Origin of the sequence: Citrobacter sp. C5_2 (assembly GCF_014596845.2) — a bacterium.
Classification (GTDB): Bacteria; Pseudomonadota; Gammaproteobacteria; order Enterobacterales; family Enterobacteriaceae; genus Citrobacter; species Citrobacter werkmanii.
Map to the genome: position 1 here is coordinate 1,184,452 of NZ_CP115032.1, position 15,659 is coordinate 1,200,110.

The 15,659-nt window shown below is 46.7% G+C and carries 13 protein-coding genes; 11 read left to right on the forward strand and 2 right to left on the reverse strand.

Features of this window, described 5'->3' with window-relative positions:
- Positions 1–332: 332 nt before the first annotated feature.
- From ICA20_RS05810 to ICA20_RS05860, 11 genes are read left to right on the forward strand one after another with little or no spacing between them, the layout of a single operon-like run.
- Positions 333–1,748, forward strand: a complete 1,416-nt coding sequence (locus ICA20_RS05810) for an undecaprenyl-phosphate glucose phosphotransferase (RefSeq protein ID WP_038632899.1) — start codon at positions 333–335, stop codon at positions 1,746–1,748.
- On the forward strand, positions 1,738–3,024 hold the full coding sequence (locus ICA20_RS05815; RefSeq protein WP_038632896.1) for an outer membrane beta-barrel protein: 1,287 nt from the start codon (positions 1,738–1,740) through the stop codon (positions 3,022–3,024). The genes ICA20_RS05810 and ICA20_RS05815 overlap by 11 nt, the downstream gene beginning before the upstream one ends.
- 1 nt (position 3,025) lies before the next feature.
- A complete protein-coding gene (locus ICA20_RS05820) occupies positions 3,026–3,583 on the forward strand; it encodes a polysaccharide biosynthesis/export family protein (protein ID WP_038632893.1) in 558 nt (185 codons plus the stop codon).
- Positions 3,584–3,585: 2 nt separating this feature from the next.
- Positions 3,586–5,715 (forward strand): tyrosine-protein kinase domain-containing protein, encoded by a 2,130-nt coding sequence (locus ICA20_RS05825; RefSeq protein WP_038632890.1) that lies wholly within the window; start codon positions 3,586–3,588, stop codon positions 5,713–5,715.
- Positions 5,712–6,923: a capsular biosynthesis protein gene (locus ICA20_RS05830; RefSeq protein ID WP_038632887.1), complete on the forward strand. Its 1,212-nt coding sequence runs from the start codon at positions 5,712–5,714 to the stop codon at positions 6,921–6,923. The genes ICA20_RS05825 and ICA20_RS05830 overlap by 4 nt, the downstream gene beginning before the upstream one ends.
- Positions 6,920–8,290, forward strand: a complete 1,371-nt coding sequence (locus ICA20_RS05835; RefSeq protein ID WP_038632883.1) for a hypothetical protein — start codon at positions 6,920–6,922, stop codon at positions 8,288–8,290. The genes ICA20_RS05830 and ICA20_RS05835 overlap by 4 nt, the downstream gene beginning before the upstream one ends.
- A 4-nt stretch (positions 8,291–8,294) precedes the next feature.
- Positions 8,295–9,284: a glycosyltransferase gene (locus ICA20_RS05840; RefSeq protein ID WP_038632880.1), complete on the forward strand. Its 990-nt coding sequence runs from the start codon at positions 8,295–8,297 to the stop codon at positions 9,282–9,284.
- A gap of 14 nt (positions 9,285–9,298) precedes the next feature.
- Positions 9,299–10,510 (forward strand): glycosyltransferase family 4 protein, encoded by a 1,212-nt coding sequence (locus tag ICA20_RS05845; RefSeq protein ID WP_129695020.1) that lies wholly within the window; start codon positions 9,299–9,301, stop codon positions 10,508–10,510.
- 1 nt (position 10,511) lies between these two features.
- Positions 10,512–11,621: a glycosyltransferase family 4 protein gene (locus tag ICA20_RS05850; RefSeq protein ID WP_038632877.1), complete on the forward strand. Its 1,110-nt coding sequence runs from the start codon at positions 10,512–10,514 to the stop codon at positions 11,619–11,621.
- Positions 11,622–11,623: 2 nt separating this feature from the next.
- On the forward strand, positions 11,624–12,031 hold the full coding sequence (locus tag ICA20_RS05855; protein ID WP_038632874.1) for a hypothetical protein: 408 nt from the start codon (positions 11,624–11,626) through the stop codon (positions 12,029–12,031).
- Between the two features lie 31 nt (positions 12,032–12,062).
- The gene (locus ICA20_RS05860) at positions 12,063–13,454 is read left to right on the forward strand and encodes a DUF4832 domain-containing protein (protein WP_038642836.1); all 1,392 of its coding nucleotides are present in this window, start codon (positions 12,063–12,065) and stop codon (positions 13,452–13,454) included.
- Positions 13,455–13,500: 46 nt separating this feature from the next.
- Here the strand turns inward: ICA20_RS05860 and galE are convergent, their stop codons facing one another.
- Together galE and ICA20_RS05870 are read right to left on the reverse strand one after the other, a co-directional pair.
- Positions 13,501–14,517 carry a UDP-glucose 4-epimerase GalE gene (galE, locus tag ICA20_RS05865; protein WP_038632871.1) on the reverse strand — a complete coding sequence of 339 codons (1,017 nt, stop codon included), beginning with the start codon at positions 14,515–14,517 and terminating at the stop codon, positions 13,501–13,503.
- Between the two features lie 67 nt (positions 14,518–14,584).
- Positions 14,585–15,523 (reverse strand): hypothetical protein, encoded by a 939-nt coding sequence (locus ICA20_RS05870; RefSeq protein ID WP_038632867.1) that lies wholly within the window; start codon positions 15,521–15,523, stop codon positions 14,585–14,587.
- Positions 15,524–15,659: the final 136 nt, after the last annotated feature.

The window sequence follows — 15,659 nt, forward strand, 5'->3', positions numbered from 1 at the left end:
ACAATGAAAGGTGGGTTCAGAATAAATCAAGCAAAGCTGTAGTGAAATTTGTCATACATAAAACGTTTTTCATAGACTATGTTTTGTTAATTGTCAATGATGATTTTGTTGTAAAAAATGAACTTTTTTGATTTGGTGGTTAAAACTTATCTTGCATTAATTTCCTTTAAAATCATAATGATGAGAGCGAATGGGTGGTTTGCGTCACACTAATAAACATTATTTTTTACATTTACTGACAATGGGTCATTGCGTTTTTTAGACTTGTGATATAATTAGCAACATGAAATGAGAAAAAAATAATTAAATATCAATAGATAATGGGCTGAGATATGCTAAAAAAATCGCTAAAGATTAGCAGTCAAGGATATCCAGTCTTTTTAAAACTGGTTGATTTTATCGTTATTAATGTGACGCTAATTTTTAGTGCCCATCTGCTGGGGTTGATGCCATTTAACACCATTGCTATTCTGAGCATTCTGTTTTCAGTCTTTTTTTTGCTGTTTGCTGAATATATCAAGATTTATCAGCAAAAAATTAAAACGATTGGTTTACGTAATCAAAAACGGTTACTTTTTTGTACGCTGCTGGCTATTTTTTTTAACGAGCTGGTGAGTATGACAGTGGCAGAACCGGCGTCCCTCGGTTACTTAGACCGCTTACCTTCGCCTTTTTATTCTGCCATTATTTACTGGTACTTCATTCCATTACCTTTTCTTTATTACATTCGCTTTTTTATTTTTAAATATTCAACGAAAAAGAGTATGCGCGTGGCGATTATTGGTTTGACCGACAATGGTCTGGCCGCGGAAAGCGCGTTACTGTATGAGTACGCCAATATCAAATTGGATCTGGCTTTTTATGATGAGCGGGCGTTATCGCGCTGTGGCGACATCGTTGATAAGATCAAAAGCCCCTTTCGTGGCCCGGTGATTAATCTGGTTGAGGAAGCCCGACTGGGAAATATTGACGAAATATATATCGCTTTACCGATGGTGGCGCTGCACCGCATCCGCCATTTCCTGGCTATGATGTCAGACACCACCGTAGATACCTATATTGTTCCTGACTTTTATACCTACAGCAACAATATGTCCAAGCTACGCTCTATCCACAACCTGCAAACCATCGGTATCTTTAGCTCACCGTTTGAAGGGGCGGGTTCGTTTATTAAGCGGGCGGAGGATTTGGTGCTTGGCAGTATCATTATGCTGATGATTTCGTCGCTGATGTTGGTTATTGCTATTGGTATCAAACTCACTTCTCGTGGGCCGGTTTTTTTCAAACAAGACAGGTATGGCCTGAGTGGGCAAAAAATTAAGGTCTGGAAATTTCGCACTATGCGCGTTATGGAGAATTCCGGGACGGTAATTCAGGCTACGAAAAATGATCCGCGGGTGACGAAATTCGGTAGTTTCTTACGCCGTACATCGCTGGATGAACTTCCGCAATTTATTAACGTATTGCAGGGAAGTATGTCGATTGTGGGTCCCAGACCCCATGCGGTTACGCATAATGAGCAGTATCGTAAACAGGTCGAAAATTACATGATCCGCCATAAGGTAAAGCCTGGCATCACCGGACTTGCGCAGATTAACGGTTTTCGTGGGGAAATCGATGCGCTTTATAAGATGGAAAAACGGGTTCAGTACGATATTGAGTACATTCAAAACTGGTCATTATGGCTGGATATAAAAATTATCATTAAAACCATTTTCAAAGGATTTGTCGGTAAGAATGCATACTAAATTAATCGTTATTGCCGGAATCGTGATAACGCAGTCCGCATGGGCTGATTTAACACCGAAATCACACATAGGCTTTGCGGGGATCGACTTCCAGGGCAAGGTTGCTGTGGATTATGGTTATAATGATAACGTGACTTATCAGCCACATAACAGCGATGCTGTCGGTTCCTCGTTTCAGAGCGCAGCGCCAGTGCTGAGTATGATCGGCGAGCGCGGTCAGGATAAGTATTTACTGATGTACTCTGGGGATTACCGTAACTACTCGAGCGATTCTGCTGATAACTACACCGATCATTTTTTCCGTTTTAACGGGGCCTGGCGTTATGGACTCAAGCATGGCTTAACCCTCAATCTGGAGGATTCGCTTGGACATGAATCCCGCGGCCGCGGCATTACCGAGGGCTTTTTACCGGGCCAGTTCGAGCAGTATGGGATTAAATCACCGTTGACGACAAATTTCATCAACAGTGAATTACGCTACAGCTACGGCGCGCCAGAGGGGCGTGGCAAAGCTGAACTGGCGTTGTTATACAAAAAACTGACTTTCGGTAATACTTCTGATGTGCAGGATACCAGTGAGGATTTTTACCATTACATTCAGGAACAGGAATGGCATGAAAATAGTCTGGTAGCGGAAATTTTTGACCAATACACTTCCAGAACACGTTTTCGCTATAGCTTTATTACTAACCAGCGTCGCTATGACAACAACTCAGAAAAAGATACTAATGAGTACTATTTGCTGTACGGCATGAAGTCGCAGTTGACCGGAAAAACTAACGTCGACATGAATATTTCATGGTTGTACAAAACATTTGAAAACAGCACAAATTCGCATGATTTTAATGGCCTCAACTGGGACATAAAAGCAGAGTGGAAGCCGCTGCAACAGTCGGTTTTCACAGCCCACTCGGCACAAAGTATTAAAGACCCGTCGGAAGTTGGGGGATACATTTTAGTGACCCAGTATGGCATTTCTTACCAGCATTTCTGGTTAGGGAATCGTTTTTCGACTTTGCTGGATTATTCATACACTGCGGAAGACTATAAAAAACAGAACAAGGATCGGCATGATAAAGATGGGGTATTTAGTGTAACCATGAGCTACGACTATACGCCATCGGTTAATTTTGAGATTAAATATCAATTAGATACATTGAATTCGAATAAGGATACTGACTCGTTTTATATCGGTCCCAACGACAACCAGGAAGTTATTAGAACGTTGGGTTATGATAATTCTATGATTATGCTTAAAGCTAAGGTTCAGATCTAAAATGAAAATAATAGAACTGTGCGCGTTTTTGCTATTCAGTATCCTGGTGGTCGGATGCACAACGTCCAGCCCGAGATTAATGGATGATCCTGCTACTGTTCAGCAGGATTACCGGCTTGGGGCGGGGGATACTGTCAATATCGCTGTTCACGGTCAACCTGATATGACGATGCGGTTTATTTTGGATAAGAGCGGGGAGATTAATTTCCCGTTTGTGGGCGCTCTTAAATTAAAAGATAAAACTGTCGAACAGGTGACTAACGAATTAACTCAACGGCTGACGGGAGATTACTTTACCACGCCGATGGTGACGGTAAGTATTGCCGAGTTCCGTAAATACTATGTTTCGGGCGAGGTGAAAAGCCCGAACGGATTTGCCTGGGAGCCAGGTCTTACCGTCGAGAAATCAATTGCGCAGGCGGGCGGATTTACAGATCGTGCTGACCGAAAAGATATCAACATTCGCCTGTCGGGGAGCAATCAGCTGCTTGAGAATGTCGATTTAACGCACTCTGTTCATCCTGGGGATGTCGTGATTATTGGCATGGGGTTCTTCTGACGATGAAACTATCTATAGTGGAAAACGGCAAAAAACGAGAAAGTACGGTTGAATTCTCCCGCTTTGCCAAAGAGCTGAAAAAGAACGCCTGGAAAATCGCACTGGCCGGTATCGTTGCCGGGGTCGTGGCATACCCATTAATCAGCATGATGTCCTCAAAGTATGTCTCAACGGCGACGGTACTGATTAAAGCCCAGGCCGATAACGTTTCTCCATTCCCACAGGTTGATGGTTTCGATTCAACGCGCAGTGGTTACTATGAAACGCAATATGCGTTGATGCATTCGCGTATTGTGCTTGAGCAAGCCGTCCGCGATATGAAACTGGATGAAAACCCGGAATTTACCGGGGAAAAAGCCGGTACCCAGGGAGCGGAAAGCAATGAGAGCCGGCAGTTGAGGATGGAGCAAGCGCTGAAAACGTTGTCGAAAAACCTGAATGTCATCGGTATTCGTACAACGAACCTGGCGTCTATCACCTATGAATCCCCCTCGCCGCTGATGGCTGCTGACGTTGCCAACGGCGTCGCGCAGGCGTTCATCAACTATACGGTTGAGCAAAAGCGCCTGAAAGTAGAGAAAGCCCGCGAACTGAATTTTGAAAAAATGGAAGAGATTCAGAAGTCGATAGCGAAACAAAAAGAGGAAATGGACAGCTATCTGAAAAACGCCGGGCTGCTGACTTTTCGCGGTATCGATGGTTTTGAAACCGAGCAGTTAAGTATCGTCACCAATCGTCTGGCTGATGCGACCCAGCGTCGCGTTGCCGCAGAATCTGTCTATAACGAGGTGAACAGCGGAGGGCGGTCGGTGGAGAGCGTTATCTCACTACCTTCGGTCTCTAACCACGCCCAGATTCAGGATTTACGTATCGCATTAATTCAGGCGCAGCGCACGTTGTCTGAACTGCGCAAAGTATACGGGCCGAAAAATCCCGCTATTTTAAAAGCAGAAGCGGATGTCCAGTCGATCCAAAGCCAAACCGGACGGGTTCTGGGTGAGCTGAAAGTGGGGTTACGCCAGCAATATCTGGCGGCGCTGGCGGATGAAAAGAACTATCAGCAGCAGGTGGCGCAGCAGAAAGAGATCTTCCAGAAAATGGCCTCAAAACGGGATGCCTGGAATAGCCAAAAGCTGTCGTTAGATAAAATGGAGGATCTGTATAAATCGCTGTATCAACGTACTCAGGAACTGTCGCTGTCCGGCGTAAATGCCGACGCGGTGTTATATGATCCTGCCGTTCCCGCACTAAAACCAGCGAAGCCGAATAAATCCCTCTTATTGGTGATGGTAGTCCTGCTGGTGGTGGTGTTCAGTATCATGTATTTCATTGTCAAAGCGGCGATGGACAACTCAATCGGTACGTTGAGTCGTATGAAAAAACGTCTGAACGTTGCTCCGCTTGGCGAAATCCGTCGTTTTAGTGGAACCTCAGGGCGCGCGCAGGTGCGGGACATGATCCTGAAGAACCCGCTGAATGCCGATATTGTGCACGGTATCCGTACCCGGATTATGTTGGATAATCGACCGTTACAGACGCTCGCCGTGGCGTCGACGGAGCACCGTGAAGGGCGCTCTTTGCTGGCGAGTCTGTTAGCAAATTCCTTTAGTTTCGATCAGAAAACGCTGCTTATCGATGCGGATTTCTTCAATACTGACGGACTCTCATCCGAGTTGGCATCGGCAACGTCCGCAGGCGTAGCGGAACTGCTGCGTGGGGAGACCCAGCTTGAACAGGCGCGGATCAAGCTCAGTGATAATCTCGATTTTATCCCGCACGGGAAGACCACCATCTCTTCTTTGCTGATGTTGTCGTCCGGGCACCTTGAGCCGTTAATGAACGAACTGAAATCCCACTATCAACGCATCATTATCGATGTGGCTGCAGTAAATCAGAGTCAGGATGTGCAATTGATCAAACGCGCCGTTGATGGCGTTATTTTCATCGTGAAAGCCGGATCGGGTTCGGCGGGACATATAGCCAACGCGCTGGACAAGATCGAGGAAAATGATGGCGTTGTGATTGGCGCTGTGCTGAATGCGGTTGAAGAAAAGGACCTTGAAACGCAAGAGGGCCTGCGTTCACTGAACTTCAGCACCGATCAACTGATGACAACGCCAGGCCGCGTATGAGTCTACTGAAGAGCGCCTCCACGATAGCCGGTTCATCAGTCATCTCGCAGTTGATTGGTGCGCTGTCTATCTGGTTGATCTCACACAAGTACGATATGGCTGAAGTGGGGCTTTATGCGCTCAACTACAGTATTGCCGTGGTGGGCGCTCAGGTCTGTACCTTTGCATCACAGCTGTTAATTCCTAAACAGCAGGACGACGAACTGGTACAGAATGTTGTGTTTTGCCTGATACAAAGCACGATTATCGCCTTACCCTACGCTGTACTGACCGCGTGGTTGTTTCACCAGAGCATACTGTTTCTCTATTTACTGACGCTTGCTACGGCGTGGGTTCTGATCTCGGAAAACCTGGCGCTGCGCACAGCTAACTTTCGTTTTCTGATCTTCCAGCGCATTTCTGTTTCTGTGGTGGTATTACTTTCGATACTGGTTACGCACCATGTGCAACTGTTCTACTGGTCATGGGCCTGCGCGACGATGGTACTGACCATCAGCTGTATTTTGCATTCGTTTGATATTCGTTTGGTGGCGGCCCAACATTTGCGGCCCGCCAGCAATTGGCATTTTTTTAAACAGAATATTCATCACATCACTAAAGTTGGCAGCGCTGAGGTGTTGGCGATGGCCAGCAGCAATCTGCCGATTATGCTGATTAACTTCTGGTTTTCGGCGCTGACAGCCGGTTATTTTTCCGTGGTCAGCCGCTTCTGCCTGGCGCCGGTGGTGATCATCGGGAACGCGGTGCGTAATACTATTTTTTCCAAGTGGTCTATCGATTTTAGAAATAACACCTTTAATTATCAGGAATATACCCGGGTACGGATGCTGCTGTTGGTGCTGGGGGTTATCTGTACTCTTGGCGTGTTTATTTTCTACCCGATTGTGATGCGCCTTGGTTTTAGCGAAGACTGGATTAACTCCATTGAAACGTCACGCTACATGCTACCCTACCTGTTCCCGGCGCTGGCGATAAGCCCCCTGACGGTCATAGAGCTTATTTTTGGCTCCCATCGCTATTTTCTGCGCATCCAGTTGGAGCAACTGGCGATTGTGCTATTCGCTTTTGTCGTGACGCCCTATTTTTATAAAGACTATGCAACGTCGGTGATTTTGTTTTCTTCACTGACATTTATTCGCTACGCCTTTATTTATTTGAAAATGAACAAGCGGGCTAATCTGCTGAAAGACAGGCCGGTGATACTATGACGCTGAATACCGGATATTATTTGCAAGGTTATACCTTCGTTACCCTGATCCTGTGTGGCCTGGTGCAATACTTTACCGGCATACAGTCGGTGCTATGGATCCCCTTTTTTCTGACCCTGTTGATGGTGGGATTACTGGTGATGCAGACGCGGGATGGCTCGCTGCGTCTCGACGCGCAGGAGACGATTGTGCTGGCGCTGTATTTCTCATTCCTGATACTAGCCGGGGCTTCAACTCTGATTCAGGGCGGTATCACCGTCGCGATTGTGGCCTTTAAAAATGAAATCGCACTGTCGCTGGTGATGATCTGTTTACTGCTGGGATTTTGCCGGGAGTCGCAGATTTATCGCGTGACTCGCTATTTGTACTGGGTGTTCTACGCGCAGATCCCGGTAATGATTTATCAGGTTTTACTGGTTGTTCCCCAGCGTGTCGCGGTGCGTGGTGAAGATGAAAAATGGGATTCCGTGGTGGGCACGTTTGGCGGCGACCCGATGGGGGGCGGTAACACTGCTGCGATGGGCCTGTTTTGCCTGCTGATTATGTTGTTAAAGGTCTCTGAGTATAAGCACGGACTGACCACGTTTAAATCCATGGCGTTACACATTGTTCTCGGGATCGGGCTATGTATTATTGGCGAAGTAAAGTTCGTTATCCTGCTATCGCCGCTGTTCCTGGCGTGGGTGTGGATCTCACCGAGCTACGTTAAAGACGTTAGCAAGGTTAATCTGAAGACGTTATTGGTTATTGTGGCGGGGATGTTGCTGCTGATTAGCCTGTCGATAGTGATCCTTGCGTATTATTATTCTACTGCGTTTGGCGGCGATCCGTCGAAAAGCTCGTTGAGTATTTTCATCGACTCTTTGAGCTATATTTTTGACCCGAACTACATTATGTCTACCGGGGAGTTAGGGCGCTTTACGACCTTCCTGTTCTGGCTAAAAAATAACGATCTGTGGGGGCTTTCAGGAACGTTATTTGGCTATGGACTCAACGCCACTAACAGTGGTAGTACGGTTTCGCCAGGCTTTCTGAATATTATTTATAACTTAATCCTCGACTCGACTTCTCTGAGTATGCTGCTGTGGGAAGTGGGGGTGATTGGCACGTTACTCTTCATTAGCTTATTCATTTATATCCTGAAAATATGTCAGCCCAAGCCTTTACTGATGCTTGAACAACTGGACCAGCAGGATCTTCAGTTGTTGAGCTTTGCTCCGGCATTTAATGCTTTTGCGATTGCTTGCTTAATTAGCTTACCTTACAGCCAGATACTGATGATTATACCGATGTTACAATTCCTGTTCTATTTATCACTAGGATCAAGTTTAGTGATTCGTCGAACCGTCCTTCGCTGCGTAGGGTAATTGTATGGACAATAAACCGTTTATTTCAGTGAGTATTAAAACGCTCAATGAATCTGAATGTATTGAGAAAACAATTGATAGTATCCGGAAACAGCTTGTTGATTATCCACATAAAATCATTGTGGCAGATAGTCTGTCAACGGATAACACCCAGCAGTTGGCGATCGATAAAGGGGTGACTGTGGTGTCATTAACCGATCCTGGCGATCGTTGCTGTGGCGTCGGACATCAGTTGGGTTACCTTTATAGTGAGGGGGAATATCTGTTGCTGATGGATGGCGACATGGAACTGGAAGAAGGGTTTGTGGATCAGGCTGTCGCGTTTTTGCAGGCTGAACCGGAATATGCAGGCGTAGCGGGAACCGTCGAAATGGACGATGCCGTTAACTATGAATTTAAATCGCGTAAGCAACGCATTAATAAAATCTATCCCGTAGGGGATAGCGACCATTTAGGCGGCGGGGGGCTATATCGCCGCTCCGCCATTGAGAAAATTGGTTATCTTACCAACCGTAATCTGCACGCTTATGAAGAAGCCGAACTCGGCCTGCGTTTACTTGACGCGGGTTATAAACTACGTCGTCTGAATATTCCGTATTTCATTCATACTTCGCATACCATGCCGACCTTTCAGATGCTGAAGCATCGCTGGAGAAGCGGATACTATCAGGCTCCGGGCGAATTTTTACGCTGCGCCTGGGGAAAACCTTATTTCATCAACGCCTTAAAGATGGTTAAAAATGAGGCGATATTTGCTGTTTACCTGGTTGCTTTGTTCATTGCGGCGGTGACCTTTAATCTTGAGCTTTTCGATATCGCATTTCTGCCATTGCTTGCCTTTATCATACTGAAAACCGTGCAGAATCGGTCGTTATTGAACGGTCTGCAAAGCGTGATGAACTTAGCTGTGCTTTCTGCGGGGCTTGTTAAAGGGCTGACACATCCGCTACGCGATCCGTTGACTCCGCCTGACAGTAAAATCATTCATGAATAACTAAGGCAGACGCCATGAAAGTTTTATTAGTAAATAAGTTTTTTTTCATCAAAGGCGGCGCGGAAACAGTTTATTTTCAAGAGCGCGATATGCTGAAACAGGCCGGAGTACAGGTGATTGATTTCTCGATGCAGCATGAGAAAAATTTCCCCTCGGACTATGCGGATTATTTTGTCAGCAATGTGGACTACCACAAAGAAAGTAATTTGTTGGGCGGGCTCAAAACGGCGGTTAACTTTATTCATAATTCGCAGGCCTGCAAAAAAATGCTGGCGTTATTGCAAAAAGAGCGCCCGGATATCGTTCATTTTCATAATATCTACCACCAGTTAACGCCAGCGATAATTAAAGTTGCGCGCAATTTTGGCTGCAAAACGGTACTGACTGCGCATGACTATAAGATTGTATGTCCTGCATATTCCATGCTGCGCGACGGCAAAGTGTGTGATGCCTGTATCACCGGCACGGTTTTTAATGCCTTCAGGTATCGTTGTCAGGAAGGTTCCGCTTCAAAAAGCTTATTGCTCTCTCTGGAGGCAACCTGGCAATACATTGCGCAAAATTACCAGACGCTGGATGTGATTGTTTCGCCGAGCGTTTTTTTACGCGGCGTGTTGTTGCGTACGCTGCCGAATTCCCGCATTGATGTGATCGTTAATGGGGTCGATGACAGCCGTCCTCTGGATGAGACAAGCGATGAAGGCTATATGTTGTTCTTTGGTCGCCTGAGCCGTGAAAAAGGGGTGGCAACGCTGCTGGCGGCGCATAAGAAAATGCAGAACAAAGCACCGTTAAAAATTGTGGGCCACGGTCCGCTACATGACGAGTTAGTCGCCCAATACCCGGATGTCGAGTTTTTAGGTTATGTGCAGCAAGGGGAGGCCCTCGATAAGCTTATTAAGCATGCGCGGGCGGTGATCCTTCCTTCTGAATGTTATGAAAACTGTTCCATGGCGATATTAGAAGCGATGGCTTTAGGTAAGCCGGTGATTGGATCGCGCATTGGCGGGATCCCGGAACAAATTCGTGACGGTATCGAAGGGATTTTATTCGAGCCGGGCAATGCGCAAGCGTTGGCGAATGCGATGGATACGCTGGCTGAAGCACCAGAGAAAGCGCGGGTTATGGGGTTACATGGTCGTGCGCGGTTAAGTGAAAAATATGCGCTAAGTAAACATATGGATACCTTACTGGCGCTGTATAAAGAACTGCTGAGCAGGCCATAGTATGAAAAAAATAACGGTTTTTGGCACACGAGGTATTCCGGATGTGTTGGGCGGCGTGGAGACGCACTGCCAGAATCTTTATCCTGCTATTAAGCAGCAGCTCGATGTTGATATTTGTGTTATCGCTCGCTCACCGTATGTGAATTACAAACGGTCAACGTATAAGAAAGTCGAAACCTATGCGCTGTGGGCGCCCAAAAAACGTTCGCTGGAAGCGATTGTTCATTCCGTTTTAGCGGCATTGAGGACAGTTTTCGACCATTCGGATATTGTGCATGTGCATGCTATCGGACCAGGCCTTGTGATCCCATTATTACGTGTTTTAGGCAAAAAGGTCGTTTTTACCCACCATGGCCCTGACTACGATCGTCAGAAATGGGGTTTCATTGCCAAAAAAATACTGTTGCTGGGTGAACGCTGGGCGGTGAGATACGCCAACGAGGTGATTGTGATTTCTGAGGTGATTAATCAACTGATCCAGAAAAAACATGGTCGCTATGACGCGCATTTAATTCACAACGGTGTGAACGATCCGCGGTTATTATCTGAGCTGACTATCGAAAATACGCTCTCCCGCTTTAGGCTACAGCCGAAAAATTATCTTGTGGTGGTTGGACGATTTGTCGAAGAAAAAGGGATGCATGACGCCATCGCCGCTTATCAACAAAGCGGTTTGACCATGCCGCTGGTGTTAATTGGCGATGCGGATCATCCGACTGAATACAGCATTCGCCTCAAAAAGCAGGCCGCCGACACGCCAGGCGTCGTGATGACCGGATTTTTACGCGGTGATGAGCTGCAGGCGGTATTTTCACAGGCGAAACTGTTTGTGATGCCTTCATATCACGAAGGTCTGCCTATTGCGTTGCTGGAAGCGATGTCCTTTTCTCTTCCCGCCGTGGTCAGTGATATTCCGGCGAACCTGGAAGTTCAGCTACCTGCCGAAGCCTATTTTAAGGTCGGGGATGTGAACAGTCTGGCCGAGAAATTAACCCAGTGGGTGACAGCCAATCGCGTGGACTATCGTGTATATTTGCAAAACTATAATTGGTATGAAATCGCCAAAAAGACAGTCAACGTCTATCACTCAATTGATAAAGATATAGGTTAATTTTGACCAGTCCTCAAAATCGTCCTCCCGTCATCGAGCGATTCTACGCTCACCTTGATGAGCAAATAGCGGCGGGGTTGACCCCGGAACAAAAAGCAGGGGTAGAAAACGCGATCCTGGCCTCGACATTGGCGTCACGGCATCAAATTGATATTCGCCGGAGTTTTCCTTTTTTCAGTAAACGTTTTTATCTGGTTTTTTTGTTTGGCAGAGATTTACGCCGCCAGCATCGCCAGGAATCGACTTTATCGCGGATCTTGCTCACTTTTTTGCTGTTGATCGCCGTGCTGTTCGTCACCTGCTGCGTATTGCTGACGTTGTATATGATCAAATCAGCGTTAGGTATTGATGTATTCCAAAATTTTCACGTCGGTATTTGGGACTGGTGGTTAAATCTGAAAAACCACTAGCGTGATTAAACCAGTGGGGGGCGTTACTGCGATGAAGAGTAAATGGGTTTCTGCGCTATTGGGTATGTTCCTCCCGCTGTCGGTCATGGCCGCATTAACGACCGTAACTCCCAAAGCATTGACGGGGCCGTTAACTAATCCGGGGATTGGCGTTGCCAGTTTTCATCAGGGATACGGTGAAACGCTGAGTCTGGCGGATTATCCCAATACCGGGTTTGAATATGAGCGATTTTACTGGCGAGATCTGGAACCTGTTGAGGGCCAGTACAATTTTGCGCTGGTGGATGATGCCTTTAAATACGCTGCGGCGCAGCGTCCTGCGATGAATGTCGGGCTACGATTTATGGCGCTTGCCGACCCGGCGGACGGTACTAAAATTCCCGACTGGCTGATTAAAAAAGGCGTAAAAGGGACCTGGACGTCTGATAATAAGACGTTTGTGCCGGATTTAGATGACCCTCTGTTTATCGAATACAGCCAGCGACTGCTCAACGCATTGGGTCAGCGCTACGATGGTAATGAGAATCTCGCTTTTGTTGATATCGGCATGGTGGGTTCGTGGGGAGAGTGGCATAACAGCAACTTCCCCGACCTGCAGCCACTCATGCAGCGATACACCACCGGACAGTTGGATCGCTACGTTGCGATGCACTTTTCTGCCTTTCCCAAAACGCCCAAAATTATGCTGATAAGCGGTGGGCAAAGCCTGGCAAATGCGGTGGCGCGTGGGGCCGGGTGGCGAGCGGACTGTTGGGGCGACCTGCGCGTGTTTTCAGACTCGTGGAATCATATGCAAGATGACTATCCTCAGCGATTACTGGCAGCGCAGCAAAGTTATGCAGGGTTTAACGATGCCTGGAAACGCGCGCCGGTGAGTCTGGAAATCTGTTCGTATATGCAGGACTGGAAGAATTCTTTTCATTATACGCGCGCCGAAGTGCAGGGGATTTTTGACTGGGCGCTCAAGCAGCATGCCAGTACCATCAACCTGAAATCGAGAGCGATACCCAGCGATTATCGACCGATTGTCGACGATGCGCTGACCAAACTGGGCTACCGATTTCGCTTAGCGTCCCTGAGCCATGAGTCAGTGTGGAACAGTGGACAAACTCTGACGTTGAACAGTACCTGGTATAACGATGGAGTGGCACCGATCTATCTGTCCTATACGCTGGCATTTCGTGTAGTAGACAGTGCTAATAAGGTGGTGGCGCAGGGCAATGCGGCGGATGATATACGACATTGGCTCCCTGGAATTCATCAGGTTAGTTATGCGCTGCCTATGCCGGAGCAGTTGGCGAAAGGGCAATATGCGATTGAGGTTGCGATGCTGGATAAATCCGGCGCCGCGAGAATCAACCTGGCCAATGAAGGGAAGCAGAGCAACGGCTGGTATCATGTATCAACAATAACGTCACGCTAGCCTGGTAAAGCCACGAACCTGGCGACCAGGCTCGTGGCTGAGAACATCACAGGTTATAACCATTCGGGTTATTTTTTTGCCAGTTCCACGTGTCGCGCATCATTTCATCAAGGCTATAGATAGCCTGCCAGCCTAACTCTTTTCGCGCCAGAGAAGGGTCTGACCAACACTCGGCAATGTCTCCGGGTCTTCTGGCGACAAACTGATAATTAATTTTTGTCTGCGCCGCTTTTTCAAACGCCTCAATGAGGTCTAGTACGGAATACCCGACTCCGGTACCAAGATTAATCACCTTGTAAGCGGCGCCTTTGTTCTGGGAATCCAACGCGGCTAAGTGGCCGGTCGCCAGATCCATGACGTGTATATAATCACGAACGCCAGTACCGTCGGAGGTTGGGTAGTCATTACCGTATACCGACACGGTCTCAAGTTTACCAATCGCGACCTGGGAGATATACGGGACCAGATTATTGGGAATACCGTTAGGATCTTCGCCAATTCGACCCGATGGATGGGCACCGGCCGGGTTAAAATAGCGCAGGCAGGTGATGCGAAAATCGGGCTGTGCGCGTGAAAAATCGGCCAGAATCTGTTCGACCATTAATTTAGACGTGCCGTACGGATTGGTCGTACCGCCTGTGCGCGACTGCTCGCTTAGCGGCACGCTTTCCGGATTACCGTATACCGTGGCCGATGAGCTAAAAATAAAACGATTCACGCCTGCGGCCCGCATCTCATCAAGTAATACCAGCGTACCCGTGACGTTGTTTTCATAGTAGGCGAGGGGTTCTTTTATCGACTCCGAAACCGATTTGAGTCCCGCAAAATGAATGACATCAGTGATGTTATGGCGGGTGAAAATGTTCTTTAACGCCTGCCGATCCAGAATATCGGCGATATAGACAGTCGGTTTCCTTCCGGCGAGTTCCGCGACTCTGTCCAGCGAGACTTGACAAGAGTTCGACAGATTATCAATGACAACGACATCATCGCCTCTTTCCAGTAGTGTTAAAACAGTATGTGAACCAATATAACCTGCGCCACCAGTGACAAGAATTGCCATACAGACTCCAGATGAATGCCAGAAACCCGAACGATTTTCTACCAACGTCACCCGAAAATCCAGTGAATCAGTTATATCGATGGGAGAGATATACATTTCTGTATTTTATCATGAATTTATATGATAATTTTTTAAAAATCGCCAACAAACTGAACTTGTTTATTTTTGAGTCATAAACAATATAGTTATTTGAGAAGTTTAGTGTATGGACACCATCACTGTGGTTGATCGAGGAATTGATTTTCTCGATCAGGCTTTCATCGAAAACAGTATCATTTAATGTGACTAATTCTTTGATGTAGATGGATTTTCCGTAGGTTTCTGGTGTGCACTCCTGGGTGAGGAAGTACATTTTGTTATCGACAAGGTAAGGCGCGCCGGCTCCCCGGTGGTGGTGGTTGCTCACCTTCAGTGAGGGGGCAATCCGCTGCCACTCCCCAAAGATATTCTCAGCAGAGTGAATAATGATTTCATTATCCATTGTGGTGGATAAAAGATAGCAGGTTTCATTAATTGTGAGAAACACATTATCTGTTACTTCAGTATCCGATATTAAGACTTTGATTTTCTTCCAGCGTACCGGGAATTCTACCGACTGAAACAGTATGACTTCTTTTCTTTCTGAAGACTCAGGGATCATGAATAGCTGATCGTTGATATGAATCAGGAAAGGGAATGACAAATGACACTTTAAGTCGTCAAAGCCCTCAAGTTTAACATCATCGATTTCAGTCAATTCACGATCCAGGACGCGGCATCTTAGCGTACCTTTCGAATTTCGAAAGCTAAAAGCTTCATAAAAAACATACAGTTTATCGGCCTTTTCAACAATAAAAGGGTCGGCCTGAAACGTATATTTCTTTGTTAACTGCTGGGCAGTAGTTTTACTCAGTATTTCCAGAGTGTTATCGGGGAATAAGTGTGAGCCATGATCCTTTAGAATCATGATGTCCCACGACTCATGATAGAAAAATGTTTTAATTATTTTTTTTATTTTCGTTTGCATTCGCGCCTGCTCCTTTAATTACCTGCATCTTAACAAAAATCTCATACGAACAGCTAATTTGCTGCTGCGTACATGATATCTGTCGTAATGTTGAATGAATGCGCGAAGACTAATGCAGAAACATCAAAGGCTATTT